General features: G+C 72.6%; 14 protein-coding genes. 8 read left to right on the top strand and 6 right to left on the bottom strand.

What is annotated here, in order from left to right:
* The first annotated feature begins 45 nt into the window (after window positions 1–45).
* The 7 genes from hutU to DFQ15_RS18055 all read left to right on the top strand — a co-directional run bounded on the left by hutU (window position 46) and on the right by DFQ15_RS18055 (window position 6,751).
* The gene (gene hutU / locus DFQ15_RS10125) at window positions 46–1,797 is read left to right on the top strand and encodes a urocanate hydratase (protein ID WP_110465867.1); all 1,752 of its coding nucleotides are present in this window, start codon (window positions 46–48) and stop codon (window positions 1,795–1,797) included.
* Window positions 1,798–1,832: 35 nt separating this feature from the next.
* Window positions 1,833–2,441: a HutD/Ves family protein gene (locus tag DFQ15_RS10120; RefSeq protein ID WP_110465866.1), complete on the top strand. Its 609-nt coding sequence runs from the start codon at window positions 1,833–1,835 to the stop codon at window positions 2,439–2,441.
* A gap of 49 nt (window positions 2,442–2,490) precedes the next feature.
* Window positions 2,491–3,765, top strand: coding sequence for an imidazolonepropionase (gene hutI / locus DFQ15_RS10115; RefSeq protein WP_110465865.1), 1,275 nt, complete (start codon window positions 2,491–2,493; stop codon window positions 3,763–3,765).
* Entirely contained in the window at window positions 3,762–5,144 is a 1,383-nt protein-coding gene (locus DFQ15_RS10110) for a formimidoylglutamate deiminase (protein WP_110465864.1), read from the top strand. Before hutI ends, DFQ15_RS10110 begins: the two co-directional genes overlap by 4 nt.
* A gap of 4 nt (window positions 5,145–5,148) precedes the next feature.
* On the top strand, window positions 5,149–5,976 hold the full coding sequence (gene hutG / locus DFQ15_RS10105) for an N-formylglutamate deformylase (protein ID WP_110465863.1): 828 nt from the start codon (window positions 5,149–5,151) through the stop codon (window positions 5,974–5,976).
* Complete coding sequence (locus tag DFQ15_RS18205) at window positions 5,973–6,251, top strand: hypothetical protein (protein WP_374941020.1); 279 nt, start codon at window positions 5,973–5,975, stop codon at window positions 6,249–6,251. Before hutG ends, DFQ15_RS18205 begins: the two co-directional genes overlap by 4 nt.
* Before the next feature lie 371 nt (window positions 6,252–6,622).
* Window positions 6,623–6,751 (top strand): hypothetical protein, encoded by a 129-nt coding sequence (locus tag DFQ15_RS18055; protein ID WP_259292645.1) that lies wholly within the window; start codon window positions 6,623–6,625, stop codon window positions 6,749–6,751.
* A gap of 41 nt (window positions 6,752–6,792) precedes the next feature.
* On the opposite strand, the gene DFQ15_RS10090 is transcribed toward DFQ15_RS18055, so the two are convergent.
* The 6 genes from DFQ15_RS10090 to DFQ15_RS10065 all read right to left on the bottom strand — a co-directional run bounded on the left by DFQ15_RS10090 (window position 6,793) and on the right by DFQ15_RS10065 (window position 14,432).
* Window positions 6,793–7,635, bottom strand: coding sequence for a PA4780 family RIO1-like protein kinase (locus DFQ15_RS10090; protein WP_110465862.1), 843 nt, complete (start codon window positions 7,633–7,635; stop codon window positions 6,793–6,795).
* 62 nt (window positions 7,636–7,697) lie between these two features.
* Window positions 7,698–8,090: a thiol-disulfide oxidoreductase DCC family protein gene (locus DFQ15_RS10085; protein WP_110465861.1), complete on the bottom strand. Its 393-nt coding sequence runs from the start codon at window positions 8,088–8,090 to the stop codon at window positions 7,698–7,700.
* Window positions 8,087–8,644 (bottom strand): DUF4166 domain-containing protein, encoded by a 558-nt coding sequence (locus DFQ15_RS10080; RefSeq protein ID WP_110465883.1) that lies wholly within the window; start codon window positions 8,642–8,644, stop codon window positions 8,087–8,089. Before DFQ15_RS10080 ends, DFQ15_RS10085 begins: the two co-directional genes overlap by 4 nt.
* A gap of 155 nt (window positions 8,645–8,799) precedes the next feature.
* On the bottom strand, window positions 8,800–9,909 hold the full coding sequence (locus DFQ15_RS10075) for a saccharopine dehydrogenase NADP-binding domain-containing protein (RefSeq protein WP_110465860.1): 1,110 nt from the start codon (window positions 9,907–9,909) through the stop codon (window positions 8,800–8,802).
* Window positions 9,910–10,027: 118 nt separating this feature from the next.
* Complete coding sequence (locus DFQ15_RS10070) at window positions 10,028–10,996, bottom strand: response regulator transcription factor (RefSeq protein WP_110465859.1); 969 nt, start codon at window positions 10,994–10,996, stop codon at window positions 10,028–10,030.
* Entirely contained in the window at window positions 10,980–14,432 is a 3,453-nt protein-coding gene (locus DFQ15_RS10065) for a hybrid sensor histidine kinase/response regulator (protein ID WP_110465858.1), read from the bottom strand. The genes DFQ15_RS10070 and DFQ15_RS10065 overlap by 17 nt, the downstream gene beginning before the upstream one ends.
* A 278-nt stretch (window positions 14,433–14,710) precedes the next feature.
* On the opposite strand from DFQ15_RS10065, the gene urtA reads away from it, so the two are divergent.
* On the top strand, window positions 14,711–15,976 hold the full coding sequence (gene urtA / locus DFQ15_RS10060) for an urea ABC transporter substrate-binding protein (RefSeq protein ID WP_110465857.1): 1,266 nt from the start codon (window positions 14,711–14,713) through the stop codon (window positions 15,974–15,976).
* Window positions 15,977–16,028 lie beyond the last annotated feature (52 nt).

The following is a 16,028-nucleotide window of genomic DNA, read 5'->3' as shown; positions in this document are numbered from 1 at the left end:
CCCGATCTTTCGACTCTTCGACCGCCCTTCTTCGGAGCCCCGACCATGAACGCCCCCGACGCCTTCACCACCACCGCCTCGACCACCGCCGCAACACCCGCCGCCCCGGCCGACACCCGCTCGGCCGACCGCGTCGTCCGCGCGCCGCGCGGCAGCACCCTGTCGTGCAAGAGCTGGCTGACCGAGGCCGCCTACCGGATGATCCAGAACAACCTCGACCCCGAGGTGGCCGAGAACCCGCAGTCTTTGGTGGTCTACGGCGGCATCGGCCGGGCCGCGCGCAACTGGGAATGCTTCGACCAGATCCTCGCCTCGTTGCGCGAACTGGAGGACGACGAATCGCTGCTGGTGCAGTCGGGCAAGCCGGTGGGCGTGTTCAAGACCCACCCGAACGCGCCGCGGGTGCTGATCGCCAACTCCAACCTGGTGCCCAAGTGGGCGAACTGGGAGCACTTCCACGAACTCGACCGCAAGGGCCTGTTCATGTACGGCCAGATGACCGCCGGCAGCTGGATCTACATCGGCGCGCAGGGCATCGTGCAGGGCACCTTCGAGACCTTCGTCGAGGCCGGCCGCCAGCATTACGGCAACGATCTCGCCGGCCGCTGGATTTTGACCGGCGGCCTGGGCGGCATGGGCGGCGCCCAGCCGCTGGCCGGCGTGCTGGCCGGCGCCTGCGTGCTGGCCATCGAATGCCAGCAGAGCGGCATCGACTTCCGGCTGCGCACCCGCTACGTCGACAAGCAGGCCAAGGACCTGGACGAGGCCCTGGCCCTGATCGCCCACCACACCGCGAAGAAGGAGGCCGTCTCCATCGCCCTGCTGGGCAACGCGGCCGAGGTGCTGCCGGTGCTGCTGGGGCGGGTGCGCGCCGGTGCGGTGCGGCCCGACCTGGTGACCGACCAGACCTCGGCCCACGACCTGGTCCACGGCTACCTGCCGGCCGGCTGGACGGTGGCCGAGTGGAAGGCCGCGCAGCAGGACCCGGCCCAGCATCCGCGCCTGGTGGCGGCCGCCGCCGCCTCGTGCGCCACGCACGTGCAGGCGATGCTCGACTTCCAGACGCTGGGCATTCCCACGGTGGACTACGGCAACAACATCCGCCAGGTGGCGTTCGACCAGGGCGTGCGGAACGCGTTCGACTTCCCCGGCTTCGTGCCCGCCTACATCCGCCCGATGTTCTGCGAGGGCAAGGGGCCGTTCCGCTGGGTGGCGCTCTCGGGCGATCCGGAGGACATCTACAAGACCGACGCCAAGATCAAGGCGCTGTTCCCCGACAACCACCACACCCACCGCTGGCTCGACATGGCCCGCGAGCGCATCGCCTTCCAGGGCCTGCCCGCCCGCATCTGCTGGCTGGGCCTGGGCGAGCGCGACCGCGCCGGCCTGGCCTTCAACGAGATGGTGAAGAACGGCGAGCTGAAAGGCCCGATCGTCATCGGCCGCGACCACCTCGACACCGGCTCGGTCGCCAGCCCCAACCGCGAGACCGAAGGCATGCAGGACGGCACCGACGCGGTTTCCGACTGGCCGCTGCTCAACGCGCTGCTCAACACCGCCGGCGGCGCCACCTGGGTCAGCCTGCACCACGGCGGCGGCGTCGGCATGGGCTATTCGCAGCACGCCGGCATGGTGATCGTGGCCGACGGCACCGACGCCGCGGCCGAGCGGCTGGCGCGGGTGCTGGTCAACGACAGCGGCTCCGGCGTGATGCGCCATGCCGATGCGGGCTACGACATCGCCGTCGCGACGGCGAAGAAGCAGGGCCTGAAGCTGCCGATGGCGAAGGCCGGCTGAGCCGCCCCGATGCAGCGGCACCGCACGGCCCCGCCATGACGCGCACCTTCTTCGATACCGCCACCCTGCCGGTCACGCCGTGGAAGAACGGTGGCGGCACCACCCGCGAGATCGTCCGCCACCCGGCGGGCGCCGGCGCCGACGGGTTCGCCTGGCGGGTGAGCATCGCCACCATCGCGGCCGGCGGGCCGTTCTCGGTGTTCGGCGGCAAGCGGCGGGTGATCATGCTGCTGGCGGGCGACGGCGTGCGGCTGCAGGCGCCGGGCTTCGACCACCGGCTGGCGGCGCCGCACGTGCCCTTCGAATTCGCGGGCGACGCGGCGGTGCAATGCACGCTGCTGGGCGGCACCTCGACCGATTTCAACCTGATGTTCGACCCGGCCCGCTGCACCGCGTCGCTGCAGGTGCTGGACGCGGCACGGGCGCTGCCGGCCTCCCGCGGCGGCATGGTGCTGGCCCTGCGGGGCACCTGTGCGTGCGCCGCGGGCGTGGAAGGCGATGCCTCCGTGCTCGCGGCGGACGAGGGCCTGTGGTGGACCGGCGAGCGCCCCGCCTTCGCCGTGGCACCCCGTTCCAGCGATGCGCGGCTGGCGGTCGTCCTGTGCGGTCCCGAAGAAAACTTTTCGAGCCGAAAAAGCCTGTAGCCGGCGACCGGCAACGACCTCTAGATATCAATTCGATAGCAGGCAGCCCATGACTCCTTCCTCTTTCACGCAGAGCAGGCATCCCTCTGCCGACGGCCTGTGGACCGGCCTGCGCCTCGCCCCCGGCGCCGCGCCCGGCACCGATCTGCCCGAAGGCGGCGCCGCCGCGCTGGCGGTGCGCGGCGGCACGGTGTTGTGGGTGGGCGATGCGTCCGCCGTGCCGGCCGGGATCGCCGCCGCCTGCGCCGGCCTGCCGATGCACCACGGCGGCGGCGCGCTGGCCACGCCGGGCCTGGTCGATTGCCACACCCACCTGGTCTACGGCGGCCAGCGTGCCAACGAGTTCGCGATGCGTCTGGCCGGCGCCAGCTACGAGGAAGTGGCCGCGGCCGGCGGCGGCATCGTGGCGTCGGTGCGCGCCACCCGTGCGGCCGACGAGGACACGCTCTTCGCCCAGGCCGCCGCGCGGCTGGAGCCGCTGCTGGCCGAGGGCGTCTGCGCCATCGAGATCAAGTCGGGCTACGGCCTGTCCCTGGAACACGAGGCCAAGCAACTGCGCGTGGCCCGCCGGCTGGGCGAGGCCCACGGCGTCACCGTGCGCACCAGCTTCCTCGGCGCCCATGCGCTGCCGCCCGAGTACGCCGGCCGCAACCAGGACTACATAGACCTCGTCTGCCACGAGATGCTCCCCGCGCTGGCGGCCGAAGGGCTGGTCGACGCGGTCGACGTGTTCTGCGAGCGCATCGCCTTCACCCTGGCCGAGACCGAGCAGGTGTTTGGCGCCGCGCAGGCGCTGGGCCTGCCGGTCAAGCTGCATGCCGAGCAGCTCTCGGACATGGGCGGCGCGGCGCTGGCGGCGCGCTACGGCGCGCTGTCGTGCGACCACGTCGAGCATCTCTCGGCCGAGGGCATCGCCGCGATGCGCGCCGCCGGCACGGTGGCGGTGCTGCTGCCCGGCGCCTACTACACGCTGCGCGACACCCACTTGCCGCCGATCGCGGCGCTGCGCGCGGCCGGCGTGCCGATGGCCGTCTCCACCGACCACAACCCGGGCACCTCGCCCGCGCTCAGCCTGCTGCTGATGGTCAACATGGCCTGCACCCTGTTCCGCCTGACGGTGCCCGAGGCGCTGGCCGGCGTCACCCGGCACGCGGCCCGCGCGCTGGGCCTGCAGGACACGCACGGCAGCATCGGCGCGGGCCGGCCCGCCGACTTCGTGCTGTGGAACCTGCAGGAGCCGGCCGAGCTGGCCTACTGGTTCGGCCAGCGCCCGGTGCGCACCGTGGTGCGGCAGGGCCGCATCGCCGTGGGAGCCGCCGCATGAGCCGCACCCTGTTCGCCGCCGATGCGCTGCTGCCCGCGGGCTGGGCGAAGGACGTGCTGCTGGCCTGGGACGACGCGGGCCGCTTCACCCGGGTCGCGCCCGGCGCATCGCCGCCGGCCGGCACGCCGGTGGCCGCCGGTCCGGTGCTGCCCGGCATGCCCAACCTGCATTCCCACGCCTTCCAGCGCGGCTTCGCCGGCCTCACCGAGCACCGCTCGGCCGAGCAGGACAGCTTCTGGAGCTGGCGCACCCTGATGTACCGCTTCGCCGCGCGCCTGGGCCCCGAGCAGATGGAGGCGATCGCCACCTGGCTCTATGCCGAGATGCTGGAGGCCGGCTACACCGGCGTCTGCGAGTTCCAGTACGTGCACCACGGCGCCGACGGCCGCGCCTATGCCGACGACGCCACGCTCAGCCGCGCGCTGCTGCGCGCCGCGCAGGCCACCGGCATCGGCTTCACCCTGCTGCCTGTGCTCTACCAGACCAGCGGCTTCGGCAGCCTGCCGCCCACCGACGGGCAGCGCCGCTTCGTCCGCTCGACAGACTCGATGCTGCGCCTGCTGGAGGCGCTCGGCCCCGCCTGCGCCGCGCAGGGCGCGCGGCTGGGCCTGGCGCCGCATTCGCTGCGGGCGGTGCCGCCCGACGGGCTGGAGGCGGTGCTGGCCGGCCTCTATGCGCTCGACCCCGGCGCGCCCATCCACATCCACATCGCCGAGCAGACCCGGGAGGTCGACGACTGCATCGCCTGGAGCGGCCAGCGCCCGGTGGCGTGGCTGCTCGACCATGCGCCGGTCGATGCCCGCTGGTGCCTGGTGCACGCCACCCACATGAGTGATGCCGAGTACGCCGCGGCCGCCCGCAGCGGCGCGGTGGCGGGCCTGTGCCCCACCACCGAGGCCAACCTGGGCGACGGCATCTTCGACCTGCCGCGCTGGCGCGACCACGGCGGCGCCTGGGGCGTCGGCTCCGACAGTCATGCCTGCGTCAACGCGGCCGAAGAGCTGCTCATGCTCGAATACGGCCAGCGCCTGGCGCGCCGCCAGCGCAACGTCGGCGCCAGCGCGGCGCAGCCGCACGTCGCCACCGCGCTCACGCTGCAGGCGGTGCAGGGCGGCGCGCAGGCGGCCGGCCGCGCGGTCGGCGGCCTGGCGGTGGGCCAGCAGGCCGATCTGGTGGTGCTCGATGCCGCGCGGCCCGCGCTGCAGGGCCTGCCGGCGGCCGACATGCTCTCGGCCAACGTCTTCGCCAGCCACCGCAGTTCGGCCATCGACAGCGTCCGGGTGGCGGGCCGCGCCCGCGTCACCGGCGGCCGGCACCCCTTGCACCACGGCGCCGCGGCCGCTTTCGTCGCGGCCCGCACCCAGCTTCTCCAGGACTAATGCGATGCCTTTCTCGACCACCGAACCCGCCTTCCGCTTCCGCCAGGGCACCCGCCCGCTGCTGATCTCGATGCCCCACGTCGGCACCCACGTGCCGACGGCGCTGGCCGCGCGCTTCACCGACGAGGCGCGCCACGTGCCCGACACCGACTGGCACCTGGAGCGGCTCTACGACTTCGCCGACGCCATCGGCGCGTCGGTGCTCGTCGCCACCCATTCGCGCTACGTGATCGACCTCAACCGCGCACCCGACGGCGCCAGCCTGTACCCCGGCCAGAGCGTCACCGGCCTGTGCCCGGTCGACACCTTCGACGACACGCCGCTCTACCTGCCCGGCGCCGCGCCCGACGATGCCGAGATCGCCCGGCGCCGCGAGGCGATCTGGCAGCCCTACCACGCCCGGCTCACCCAGGAGCTGGCCCGGCTGAAGGCGCGGCACGGCGCCGCGGCGCTGTGGGACGCGCATTCGATCCGCTCGGTGCTGCCCCGCTTCTTCGCGGGCACGCTGCCCGACCTGAACCTGGGCAACGGCCAGGGCATCAGCTGCGACGCGGCCATCGCCGACCGGCTGCTCGGCATCGCCGCCGGCGCGCCCGGCACCACCGCGGTGCTCAACGGCCGCTTCACCGGCGGCTACATCACCCGCCACCACGGCGACCCCGCGCAGAAGGTGCAGGCGGTGCAGCTGGAGATGACCCAGAGCAGCTACATGCAGGAGGCCCTGCCCTTCGACTACCTGCCCGAGAAGGCCGCGCGGGTGCAGCCCACGGTGCGCCGCATGGTCGAGGCGCTGCTGGCCTACGTCGAATCGCCCGCGGTGCAGGACGCATGACCGGCGCCGCAGCCTTCCTGCAGGCCCTGGCCGACGCGGCCGGCGCCGATGCGGTGCCGGCGGGCACGCGCTGGCGGTGCTGCGCGCCCAGGCCCGGCCCTGGATCATGCTGCGCACCTTCTCCGAGGCCTGGGGCCCGGCGGGCCTGCGTGGTGGGCTACGGCATCGCGTCCGACGCGGTGCCGGTGCAGATGCTCGACCGGGTGCGCACGCCCTTCGACGTCGACGCCGCGGCGCGGGCAAGGGGACGGGCCGGACCCACTGCCTGCGGATGACGGTGGGCCTGCAGGCCGACAACACCCGCTTCGTGCTGGCGCTGGGCGAGATCCTGCGCACCGTGCCGCACGCGGCGGCCTGCGCCTTCCGCCGGCCCTGCGTCAAGCTATCGCGGCGATCGAGACGCGCCGCTTGCGGCGCACGGCCGCCTGTGCGAACCTGGCGGCCCGCGCCCCCCAGAGGGCGTTCCGCCGCAAGGCCCACCCACCCCGGAGCCCCCGATGACGTTGCCCACCTTCGCCGATTTCGAACAGGCCGCCCTGCGCCAGGGCTTCGACGAGGTGGCCGAGCGCGTGTGGCAGCCCGGCACCGTGGTCGAGGACCACGGCCACCCGTTCGCGGTGCAGGCCCCGGTGGTGCAGGGCGAGATGTGGCTCACCCGGCACGGCGCCACCTGCAACCCGGCGACCGCTTCGCCCTCGACCGCGACGAGCCGCATGCCGAGCGCTACGGCAGCACCGGCGCCACCTACTGGGCCGCGCGCCTCCACGGGGGCTGAAAAGCGGGGCTTTCGCACCTCCCGAAGCTCGCGCAGGAGGGCTACGACCCCATGCGCAGCACCCGCGCCGCCTCTTCGGCCCGGGCGTCGTCCACCTCGCGCAGCACGCCCTGCAGGTCCACCGGGCCGTCGGGCCTGTCGAAGCGGCCGGTGAGCGGGGTCCGCGGCGTGAGGGTGCCGCTCTGGTAGAGCGACCAGATCTCTTCGCCGTAGCGGGTGTGCAGCAGTTCGGGCGCGAACTGGCCGAAGAACTGGCGCAGGTTGCCCACGTCGCGCAGCAGCATCCGGCCGGCGTGGTTGTTGCCGGCGGCGTCGACCGCCTGGGGCAGGTCGATCACCACCGGACCGTCGGCCGCCAGCAGGATGTTGAACTCCGACAGGTCGCCGTGCACCACGCCGGCCGCCAGCATCCGCACCACCTCGACCAGCAGGCTGGCATGGCGGCGCCGGGCGTCCTCGGGCGAGAACACGACGTCGTTGAGCCGGGGCGCGGCGTCGCCGTGCGCATCGGTCACCAGCTCCATCAGCAGCACGCCCTCGTGGAAGTTGTAGGGCGTCGGCACCCGCACGCCGGCGGCGGCCAGCCGGTAGAGCGCATCGACCTCGGCGCTCTGCCACGCGGCCTCGGCGGCCTGGCGGCCGAAGCGGGTGCCCTTGGCCATGGCGCGGGCCTGGCGGCTGTTCTTCACGCGGCGGTTCTCGGTGTAATCCACCGCCTGCCGGAAGCTGCGCTGGGTGGCGTCCTTGTAGATCTTGGCGCAGCGGGTGTCGTCGCCGCAGCGCACCACGTAGACCATCGCCTCCTTGCCGCTCATGAGCTGGCGCACGACGGAGTCGATCAGGCCTTCGTCGACCAGGGCTTTCAGGCGGGGAGGTGCTCTCATGGCCCATTGTGCGCGCGGGGCGCGGCGCGGCGGTCCGGGCGGGCGGATGCCCCGGCAGCTTTTCAATCGAGGAAGCGTCCGGCCGTGCCCGGCGGCGGCGGCATGCAGGCGTCGGCGCGGCCGAAGACCCGGTAGCGGTTGCGCGCCAGCAGCCGGTAGGCCGCGTCGCGCAGCGGCGCCGGCACCAGCCACGCGGCCCAGGCCAGGCGCCACGGCCCGCCGAGGGCATGCAGCAGCCGCAGGATCGCGCCGGTGTGCCGCCAGCGGCGGCCGGCGTCGTCGACCACCAGCAGCGTCTCCAGGTTCTCGGTGGGCAGGCCCGCGTCGCGCAGCAGGGCGCTGCCGGTGGCGCCCTGCATCGACGCATAGCGGATGCGGCCGCGCCGGTCGTGCCGCAGCAGGAACTGCACCCAGCGGTTGCAGAGCAGGCACCGGCCGTCGAAGACGACGATCACGGCAGCGCCTCGGCCGTCGCCAGGTCCAGCCAGCCGTGGTAGCGCGCCACCATGCCCAGCAGCGGCACCGCCGCCCGCACGTCGAAATGCAGCCGTGCGCCGTCGGCCCCGGCGGCGTCGGTGCCCCGCTCTTCGGCCACCACCCGCGGCCGCAGCCGGCCCGGGCACGGAATGCCGAAGAAATGCAGCGACTGCAGGTGCAGGGAGAGCCCGCCGCCCGCCTCCTGCAGCCGGAACACCAGCCGCGCCGGGCCCAGCCGTTCCACGATGCGGCCGTCGGGCTGCAGCCGCAGGCGCGAGCGCATCGTGCGGCCGGGGAAGTGGCGCGTCCAGTGCTCTTCCCGCGGGCCGGCCTGCAGCACGAACGCCACCGGCCCGGTGCGCGCCGCCAGCGGCGTGCCCAGCCACCGGCCCAGCAGGCGCGCGGCGAGGCCGGCCGGCGGCGTGGTGGTCACCTGGCCGTGCAGCCCGACATGGCCCTGCAGCGCATGGAAGCGTTGCAGGGCAGGGTGCAGCTGTGCGAATGCGGCTGGGCCGAGTGCGCTGCGGTACATCGACGGCCCGGGCGCCACGGTGTACGCAGGGCCGGCCGTCGTGTCGGCCGGCCCTGCGTCGGCCGCCGTCGTGCCGTCCGCCGGCGCGGTCGACGGACCGGTGCCCTGCGCCGCCTGTGCCCGTGCCGGCGTACGGTGGCCGGCGGTGGAGGATGTCATGCCGCGAGTTCTCCGAAAGCGATGGCCAGGCCCCGCGCCTCGGCCGCGAAATCGTCCAGCGTCAGCAGCCCGATGCACGGCTGCGCGCCCACCGGCAACGTGCCGGACGCCAGGCGCCGCAGCAGCGCGGCGGCGGCCAGCGTGGGCACGTACGGGCCGTCGCCGCGCGCGGCCAGCAGCTCCCAGCGGCGCAGCACCGGGTCGCCGGCGGCGTCCGCCCCCTGGACCTCCACATGCATCGCGCCCGCATCGCTGCCCAGGTGCCGGAACAGGTCCGACGCCGCCTTCAGCGGTCCCGCGTGGGCCGACCAGTCGCGTACCCATCCGCGGCGGGCCATCGCGGCCATCAGGTTCATTCTCCCGTGCAGCAGCCGCAGTTCCAGCCCCGCGCCGAAGCGCACCGCGGGCGTGCCGGGGTAGCGGGCCGGCAGCAGGGCCAGGTCGGGCACGTCGCAGGGCGAGAGCAGCCGCGGGCCGACCGGCGCCGCGTACCGATGCCGCCACCGGCCGCTCCAGCCATGGCCGTGCGCGCCGCCCGGGCCGATCGGCTGTCCGCAGTAGCCCAGGATGCCGCGCACTGTGGACAGCCCCCGCTCGGTGCGGTTGCCGGGGCTGATGCCGATGTCGATGCGCCGCACCGTGGTCAGCCCCCGCGCCAGCCGGTCCGCCGCCGCGCCCGAGAGCGCCGGCACCGAGCTGGCGCCCGCGACCACCGCCACCCCCGCCCGCCGCGCCGCCGCGTCCAGCGCGCCGATGCCGACGACGAAGTCGCGCCCGTCGGCCAGGTCGAGGTAGTGCACGCCGGCCGAGATGCAGGCCCGGGCCACCCGGTAGTCCTGTCCCTGGAACGGGCCGGCGGTGTGCACCAGCGCATCGATGCGCAGCGCGTGCAGGGCGTCCACGAGGCCGGGCCGGTCCAGGTCGAGCGCCACCGCCTCCAGCGCCGCCGACGCCGTGCCGCGCAGCGCCTCGACCAGCGCCGCGGCCGAGGCCCGCGACCGCCCCGCCACCAGCACGGTGCAGCCCTCCCGCGCCGCCAGCCGGCGCACCAGCCGCTGGCCGAAGAAGCCGTAGCCGCCGAGGACGAGGATGCGCAGGAGTGCCATGCGGAGAGTGTAGGGACAGGCCGGCGCCGGACCGGTCGGCGGCTTGTGCTATGAAATTTGTAGCTAGAAGTCGGCGAAAGACGCCGGCCCCGGCTACTTTTCTTCCGAAATCGCGTGTCTACCCGACGGGCAGCATCTGCCCCGCGAGCGCAGCGGCGGCGGTGCGTGTTTCCACGCCGAGCTTCTCGAAGATGTGCTCCAGGTGCTTGTTCACCGTGCGCGGGCTCATGCCCAGGATGTCGGCGATGTCGCGGTTGGTCTTGCCCTTGGCCAGCCAGGAGAGCACCTCGGATTCGCGCGGGGTCAGGGGCACTTCGGGCTGGCGCGGGGCGGCGGCGGTGCCGGCGGCGGCGAGGTGCAGCAGCAGCATCGATTCGGAAAACCCGCTCCGGCCCATGTGGCGGGCGACCAGCCGGCGGCCGTCGGGCAGCGGGGTGGAGGCCTCGCCGCCGGCGGGCACCGACTGCAGCCAGGTGGCGCCGTCCTCGGGGGGCCGCGCGGCGAAGGCGCCGTCGAGCCAGCGGGTGGCCTGGGGTGAGCGCCAGGCGACGCGGCCCTGGCCGTCGAGCACCACCGCGCCCATGCCGACCACGTCGACCGCCTCGCGCGCCAGCCGGGTGGCCTGGGCGTTGCGCACATGGGTGGCCAGGCGGGCCAGCACCTCGGGGATGCGCAGCGGCTTGACGACGTAGTCCACCCCGCCGCTGTCGAAACCCTGCAGGATCTGCTCGGTCTCCGACAGGCCGGTCATGAAGAGGATGGGCACGTGCGACCAGGGCGGCGTGGCCTTGAGCTGGCGGCACAGGGCGAAGCCGTCGATGCCGGGCATCACCGCATCCAGCAGCACGCCGTCGGGCACCGCGATCTCGAAGCGCTGCAGGGCCTCCTGCGCGTCGCGCGCCACCAGCACCACGTAGCCCTCGGCGGCCAGCGCGTCGCAGAGCATGCGCAGGGTGTCGAGGGCGTCGTCCACCACCAGCACCACCCGCTGGGGTGTGGCGGCGGGGACCGGCGCGGTCACCGCGCCCACCGGCCGCGGGGCAACGGCGGGTACGGGCGGTGGCGCGGCGTCAGGCGGGGGGCACATGGTCGGGTTCTCTCAGTTCGTCGGCCAGGGCCTGGAAGTCGAATCGGTCGCAGTGCACCTGCAGGCGCTGCAGCATCGCGGCGTGCACGGGGTGGGCCTTGCGCGCCTCGCGCAGCCGCTCGCGCAGCACCGCGGCGTTGCCCTGGCGGGCCAGCCGCTGCAGGTCTTCGCGCAGGTCGTCGGGCAGGGGCGGGGGGCTGGCGGCGGCGTCCCCCGCGCCCTCGCCCGGCGGCGCGACCTTCGGCGTGCCGGCCGGCGCCAGGGGTGCATTGTCGTGCACCCACTCCAGCTGCAGCGCGCGCTCCAGCGCGGCCAGCAGTTCCGACTCGATCACCGGCTTGCCGACGAAGCCCTGCAGGTCGAGCGCGGTGAGCCGCTCGGGCCGGTAGTCGAACAGGTTGGCCGAGACGAAGACGATCGGCAGCTCCGACGCGGGCCGCAGCGCGCGCAGCAGGGCGGCGGTCTGCCAACCGTCCAGGTCGTCCATGCTCAGGTCGAGCAGCACCATGTCGGGCGGGGTGTGCTGGACGATCTCCAGGCATTCGCGGCCGCTCGCGGCCTCGCGCACGGTGAAGCCCAGCGGCACCAGCAGGGCGGCCAGCAGCTGGCGCTGCAGCGGCTGGTCGTCGACCACCAGCAGGGTGCGGCGCGGGGCGAGGTAGCCGATGGCCGGGCGCAGGGTGGCGGCGCGGCGCAGCGGCCGGGCCGCCTCGGCGGCGATGCCGGGCAGGTACAGCCGCACGGTGAAGGTGCTGCCGGCGCCGGGCACGCTGCGCACGGTGAGCTGGCCGCCCATCAGCTCGGTCAGCAGGTGGGTGATGGTCAGGCCCAGGCCGGTGCCGGTCTCGCTGGCACGGCGGCCGGCGCTGCCGCGCTCGAACGGCAGGAAGATGCGCTCCTGGTCGAGCGGCGCGATGCCGATGCCGGTGTCGACCACCTCGATCCGCGCGACGTGGTGGCTGAAGTCGAGCCGCAGCGTCACCGTGCCCTGCTCGGTGAAGCGCACCGCGTTGGCCAGCAGGTTGATCAGGATCTGCCGCAGCCGCTTGGCATCGACCCGTATCCACTCGGGCGCGGTGCCCTCGGTCTGGACCGCGAAACGCAGGCCCTTGGCCTCGGCCTGGGGCCGCATCATGCGTTCGACGTCGTCGAGCAGCTCGGCCAGCGGTATCGGCGCCGGGTCGAGCCGCAGGCGCCCGGCCTCGATGCGGGCCAGCTCCAGCGATCCGTCGATCAGCGCGTGCATGTGCTGGCCGCTGTGCTGCATCGTGGCCAGCGTCTCGCGCAGCCAGCCGTCGACCTGCGGGTTCTTCAGCAATATCTGCGCATAGCCCAGGATGCTGTTGAGCGGCGAGCGCAGCTCGTGCGTCATGCCGGCCACGTAGCGGGTCTTGGCCTGGTTGGCCGCATCGGCGATGTCCTTGGCGGCCTGCAGCTCGGCATCGGTGCGCTTGTGGGCCTCGATCTCCTGCAGCAGCAGCTGGGTCTGGCGCTCGGACTCGTCCTGCGCCATGCGGCGGCTGTCGGTGGAGAGCACCACCCACCAGGCGCAGACGGCGGCCAGCAGGGCGAGCAGCGCGAACACCTTCAGGAACGGCATCCGCAGGAACTGCGCGGGCGTGTCCAGCCCCTCCTGCACGTACACCACGCCCACCATGAAGGCCATCACCGCGCCCAGCGACACCAGCACCACCAGGTACTGCCCCAGGCGGAAGTTGAACTTGAGCGCCCAGGTGCGCGGCAGCAGCCAGGCCACCACCGCCCGCAGCTGGTCGGACGCGCGCGAGCCGGTCTTGCAGCGGTCGTGGCAGCGCGACTCCAGCGAGCAGCACAGCGAGCAGATCGGCGCCGCATAGGCGGGGCAGCGGGCCATGTCCTCCGACTCGAACCGGTTCTGGCACACCGCGCAGCGCACGATCTCGCCGGGCTTCCAGCCGGTGTCGGGCGATCGCGCCAGGTAGTAGCGGCCCTTGGTGGCCCAGGCCAGCAGCGGCGAGAGCGCCATCGACAGCGCCAGCGCGATGAAGGGCGAGAACGCCGCCGCCGTCACCCCCAGCAGGCCGGCGTGCGCGGCGCTGGCCACCACCGCGGCCATCAGCATCGCGCCCAGGCCCACCGGGTTGAAGTCGTAGAGGTGCGCGCGGCGGAACTCGATGCCCTTGGGCGAGAGGCCCAGCGGCTTGTTGATCACGAGGTCGGCCACCAGAGCGCCCACCCAGGCGATGGCCACGCTGCTGTAGATGGCCAGCACCTTCTCCAGCGCCTCGAACACGCCGAGGGCCATCAGCAGCGTGGCGATGCCCACGTTGAACACCAGCCACACCACCCGCCCCGGATGGCTGCGGGTGACCCGCGCGAAGAAGTTGGACCAGGCCAGCGAGCCGGCATAGGCGTTGGTCAGGTTGATCTTGACCTGCGACACCACCACGAAGACCACGGTGAGCGCCACCGCCAGGCCGGGCAGCCCCAGGCCCTGCGTCACCTGCTGGAAGCCCGCCAGGAACATCTGCGTCGGCTCGGCCGCGCGGTGCACGCCCACCTCGAACTGCAGCGCCGCGAAGGCCAGGAACGCGCCGGCCGCCATCTTCAGCATGCCCATCACGATCCAGCCCGGCCCCGCGACCAGCACCGCGGCCCACCAGCGGCCCCGGTTGGCGCGGGTGCGCTCGGGCAGGAAGCGCAGGATGTCGACCTGCTCGCCGATCTGCACCACCAGCGAGAAGATCACCGCCGCCGCCGCGCCGAACATCAGCGGATCGAAGCCGTTGCTGCCGCTCTTGATGCCCGAGAGCCCCGCGAAATCGCGGTAGAGCCGCGGCTGCGACAGCGCGATCCAGACGAAGGGCAGCAGCAGCAGGAAGAGCCACAGCGGCTGCGTCCAGGCCTGCAGCCGCGAGATGAGGGTGATGCCCCGCATCGCCAGCGGCAGCACCACCAGCGACGAGGCGACGTAGCACCACTCGATCGGCCAGCTCACCACCATCTGAAGCGCCAGCGCCATGATCGCCGCCTCCAGCGCGAAGAAGATGAAGGTGAAGACCGCGTAGATCAGCGAGGTGATGGTCGAGCCCAGGTAGCCGAAGCCGGCGCCGCGGGTCAGCAGGTCCATGTCGAGGCCGTAGCGGGCCGCGTAGTAGGTGATCGGCAGGCCGGTGAGGAAGATGACCAGCCCCACCGCCAGGATCGCCCACATCGCGTTGGCGAAGCCGTAGTTGAGGGCGATCGCTCCGCCGATCGCCTCCAGCACCAGGAAGGAGAGCGAGCCGAAGGCGGTGTTGGCCACGCGGAACTCGCTCCAGCGCCGAAAGTTCTTCGGCGTGTAGCGCAGGGCGTAGTCCTCCATCGTCTCGTCGGCCACCCAGGCGTTGTATTCGCGCCGGAACTTGAAGATGGTCTGCGGTGCGGGCTGCAGCAGCGGGCGGGGGGCGGAAGGCATGGGCGCCGTCAAGCAAGAAGCGGGCGTGCGCGGGGCGGCGCGACGGGCGCCGGTGCGGCATTCTGCAGGAAAAACAGCCTGCAGCCAGCGCGGATAGAAGACCGACAGCTATCGAAAACATAGCAACGGGTGGGGCGCACACCGGCAGGTTACCGGCGGCTACGCATGCGTACGTCGTTTGACGTATGGGCCGCACGCAGGGTCTTCCCTAATCTTCCGAGCAGCGCGGCACCTCTGCCGACATTCCCCACCGCCTGCTGCAAGGAGCGCCTTTCATCATGAAGCACCAACCCGACGCCAACGCCCCACTTTCCACCGCCGCGGACTCCGGCCGCCGCCGGTTGCTGCAGGCGTTCGGCGCCGCCTCGGTCGCGGGCCTGCCGGCCTGGGGCCACGCGCAGCCGACGGCGCAGGTCAACACCACCAAGCTGGCGGTGACCGACACCGAAGTCACCGTGGGCCAGCTGCACTCGGCCACCGGCACGATGGCGATTTCGGAGACCGGATCGATCCAGGCCGAGCAGCTGGCGATCGACGAGATCAACGCCATGGGCGGCATCCTGGGCCGCAAGATCAAGGTGATCAAGGAAGACGGTGCATCGGACTGGCCGACCTTCGCCGAGAAGGCCAAGAAGCTGCTGATCAGCGACCACTGCGCCGCCGTCTTCGGCTGCTGGACCAGCGCCTCGCGCAAGGCGGTGCTGCCGGTGTTCGAGAAAGAGAACGGCCTGCTGTACTACCCCACCTTCTACGAAGGCCTGGAGCAGTCGAAGAACGTGATCTACACTGGCCAGGAAGCCACCCAGCAGATCCTCTACAGCCTCGACTGGGCCAAGAAGGAGAAGAACGCCAAGACCTTCTTCCTGATCGGCTCCGACTACATCTGGCCGCGCACCTCGATGAAGATCGCGCGCAAGCACATCGAGAACATGCAGAAGGGCAAGGTCGTCGGCGAGGAGTACTACCCGCTGGGCAGCACCAACTTCGGCTCGCTGATGAACAAGATCAAGGTGCAGAAGCCCGACTGCATCTACGTCGCGGTGGTCGGCGGCTCCAACGTGGCCTTCTACAAGGCGCTCAAGGCCGCGGGCATCACCGGCGACAAGCAACTGCTGGTGACCCTGGCGGTGACCGAGGACGAGATGACCGGCGTGGGCGGCGAGAACTTCAAGGGCTTCTACTCGTCGATGAAGTACTTCCAGACCCTGGAGAACGAGAACAACAAGAAGTTCGTCGCCGCCTTCAAGGCCAAGTACGGCGCCAACGCGGTGATCGGCGACGTGACCCAGGCCGGCTACCTCGGCCCCTGGCTGTGGAAGGCCGCGGTCGAGAAGGCCAAGAGCTTCGACGTCGACAAGGTGGTCGCCGCGTCGCCGGGCATCGAGCTCAAGACCGCGCCCGAAGGCTACGTGAAGATCGACGCGAACCACCACCTGTGGAGCAAGTCGCGCATCGCGCAGGGCCAGGCTGATGCGAGCTTCAAGGTCGTCTCCGAATCGCCGGAATTGATCAAACCCGATCCGTTCCCCAAGGGTTACCAGTAAGCAGACGATGGCCGTGCCGGCTTCTTTCGGGCCACCCCGCCAGAGCCCCGCG

It is taken from the genome of Xylophilus ampelinus, assembly GCF_003217575.1.
In the GTDB taxonomy this organism is placed as follows: domain Bacteria; phylum Pseudomonadota; class Gammaproteobacteria; order Burkholderiales; family Burkholderiaceae_C; genus Xylophilus; species Xylophilus ampelinus.
This window is presented reverse-complemented; position numbering and strand designations above follow the sequence as displayed.

Coding starts and splice junctions, on each gene's coding strand:
- DFQ15_RS10065 (WP_110465858.1), bottom strand. CDS start 14,432: ATGCCTTCCGCCCCCCGCCCGCTGCTGCAGCCCGCACCGCAGACCATC.
- hutG (WP_110465863.1), top strand. CDS start 5,149: ATGCCTTTCTCGACCACCGAACCCGCCTTCCGCTTCCGCCAGGGCACC.
- DFQ15_RS10070 (WP_110465859.1), bottom strand. CDS start 10,996: ATGTGCCCCCCGCCTGACGCCGCGCCACCGCCCGTACCCGCCGTTGCC.
- hutI (WP_110465865.1), top strand. CDS start 2,491: ATGACTCCTTCCTCTTTCACGCAGAGCAGGCATCCCTCTGCCGACGGC.
- DFQ15_RS10090 (WP_110465862.1), bottom strand. CDS start 7,635: ATGAGAGCACCTCCCCGCCTGAAAGCCCTGGTCGACGAAGGCCTGATC.
- DFQ15_RS10080 (WP_110465883.1), bottom strand. CDS start 8,644: ATGTACCGCAGCGCACTCGGCCCAGCCGCATTCGCACAGCTGCACCCT.
- DFQ15_RS18205 (WP_374941020.1), top strand. CDS start 5,973: ATGACCGGCGCCGCAGCCTTCCTGCAGGCCCTGGCCGACGCGGCCGGC.
- hutU (WP_110465867.1), top strand. CDS start 46: ATGAACGCCCCCGACGCCTTCACCACCACCGCCTCGACCACCGCCGCA.
- DFQ15_RS10110 (WP_110465864.1), top strand. CDS start 3,762: ATGAGCCGCACCCTGTTCGCCGCCGATGCGCTGCTGCCCGCGGGCTGG.
- DFQ15_RS10120 (WP_110465866.1), top strand. CDS start 1,833: ATGACGCGCACCTTCTTCGATACCGCCACCCTGCCGGTCACGCCGTGG.
- urtA (WP_110465857.1), top strand. CDS start 14,711: ATGAAGCACCAACCCGACGCCAACGCCCCACTTTCCACCGCCGCGGAC.
- DFQ15_RS10075 (WP_110465860.1), bottom strand. CDS start 9,909: ATGGCACTCCTGCGCATCCTCGTCCTCGGCGGCTACGGCTTCTTCGGC.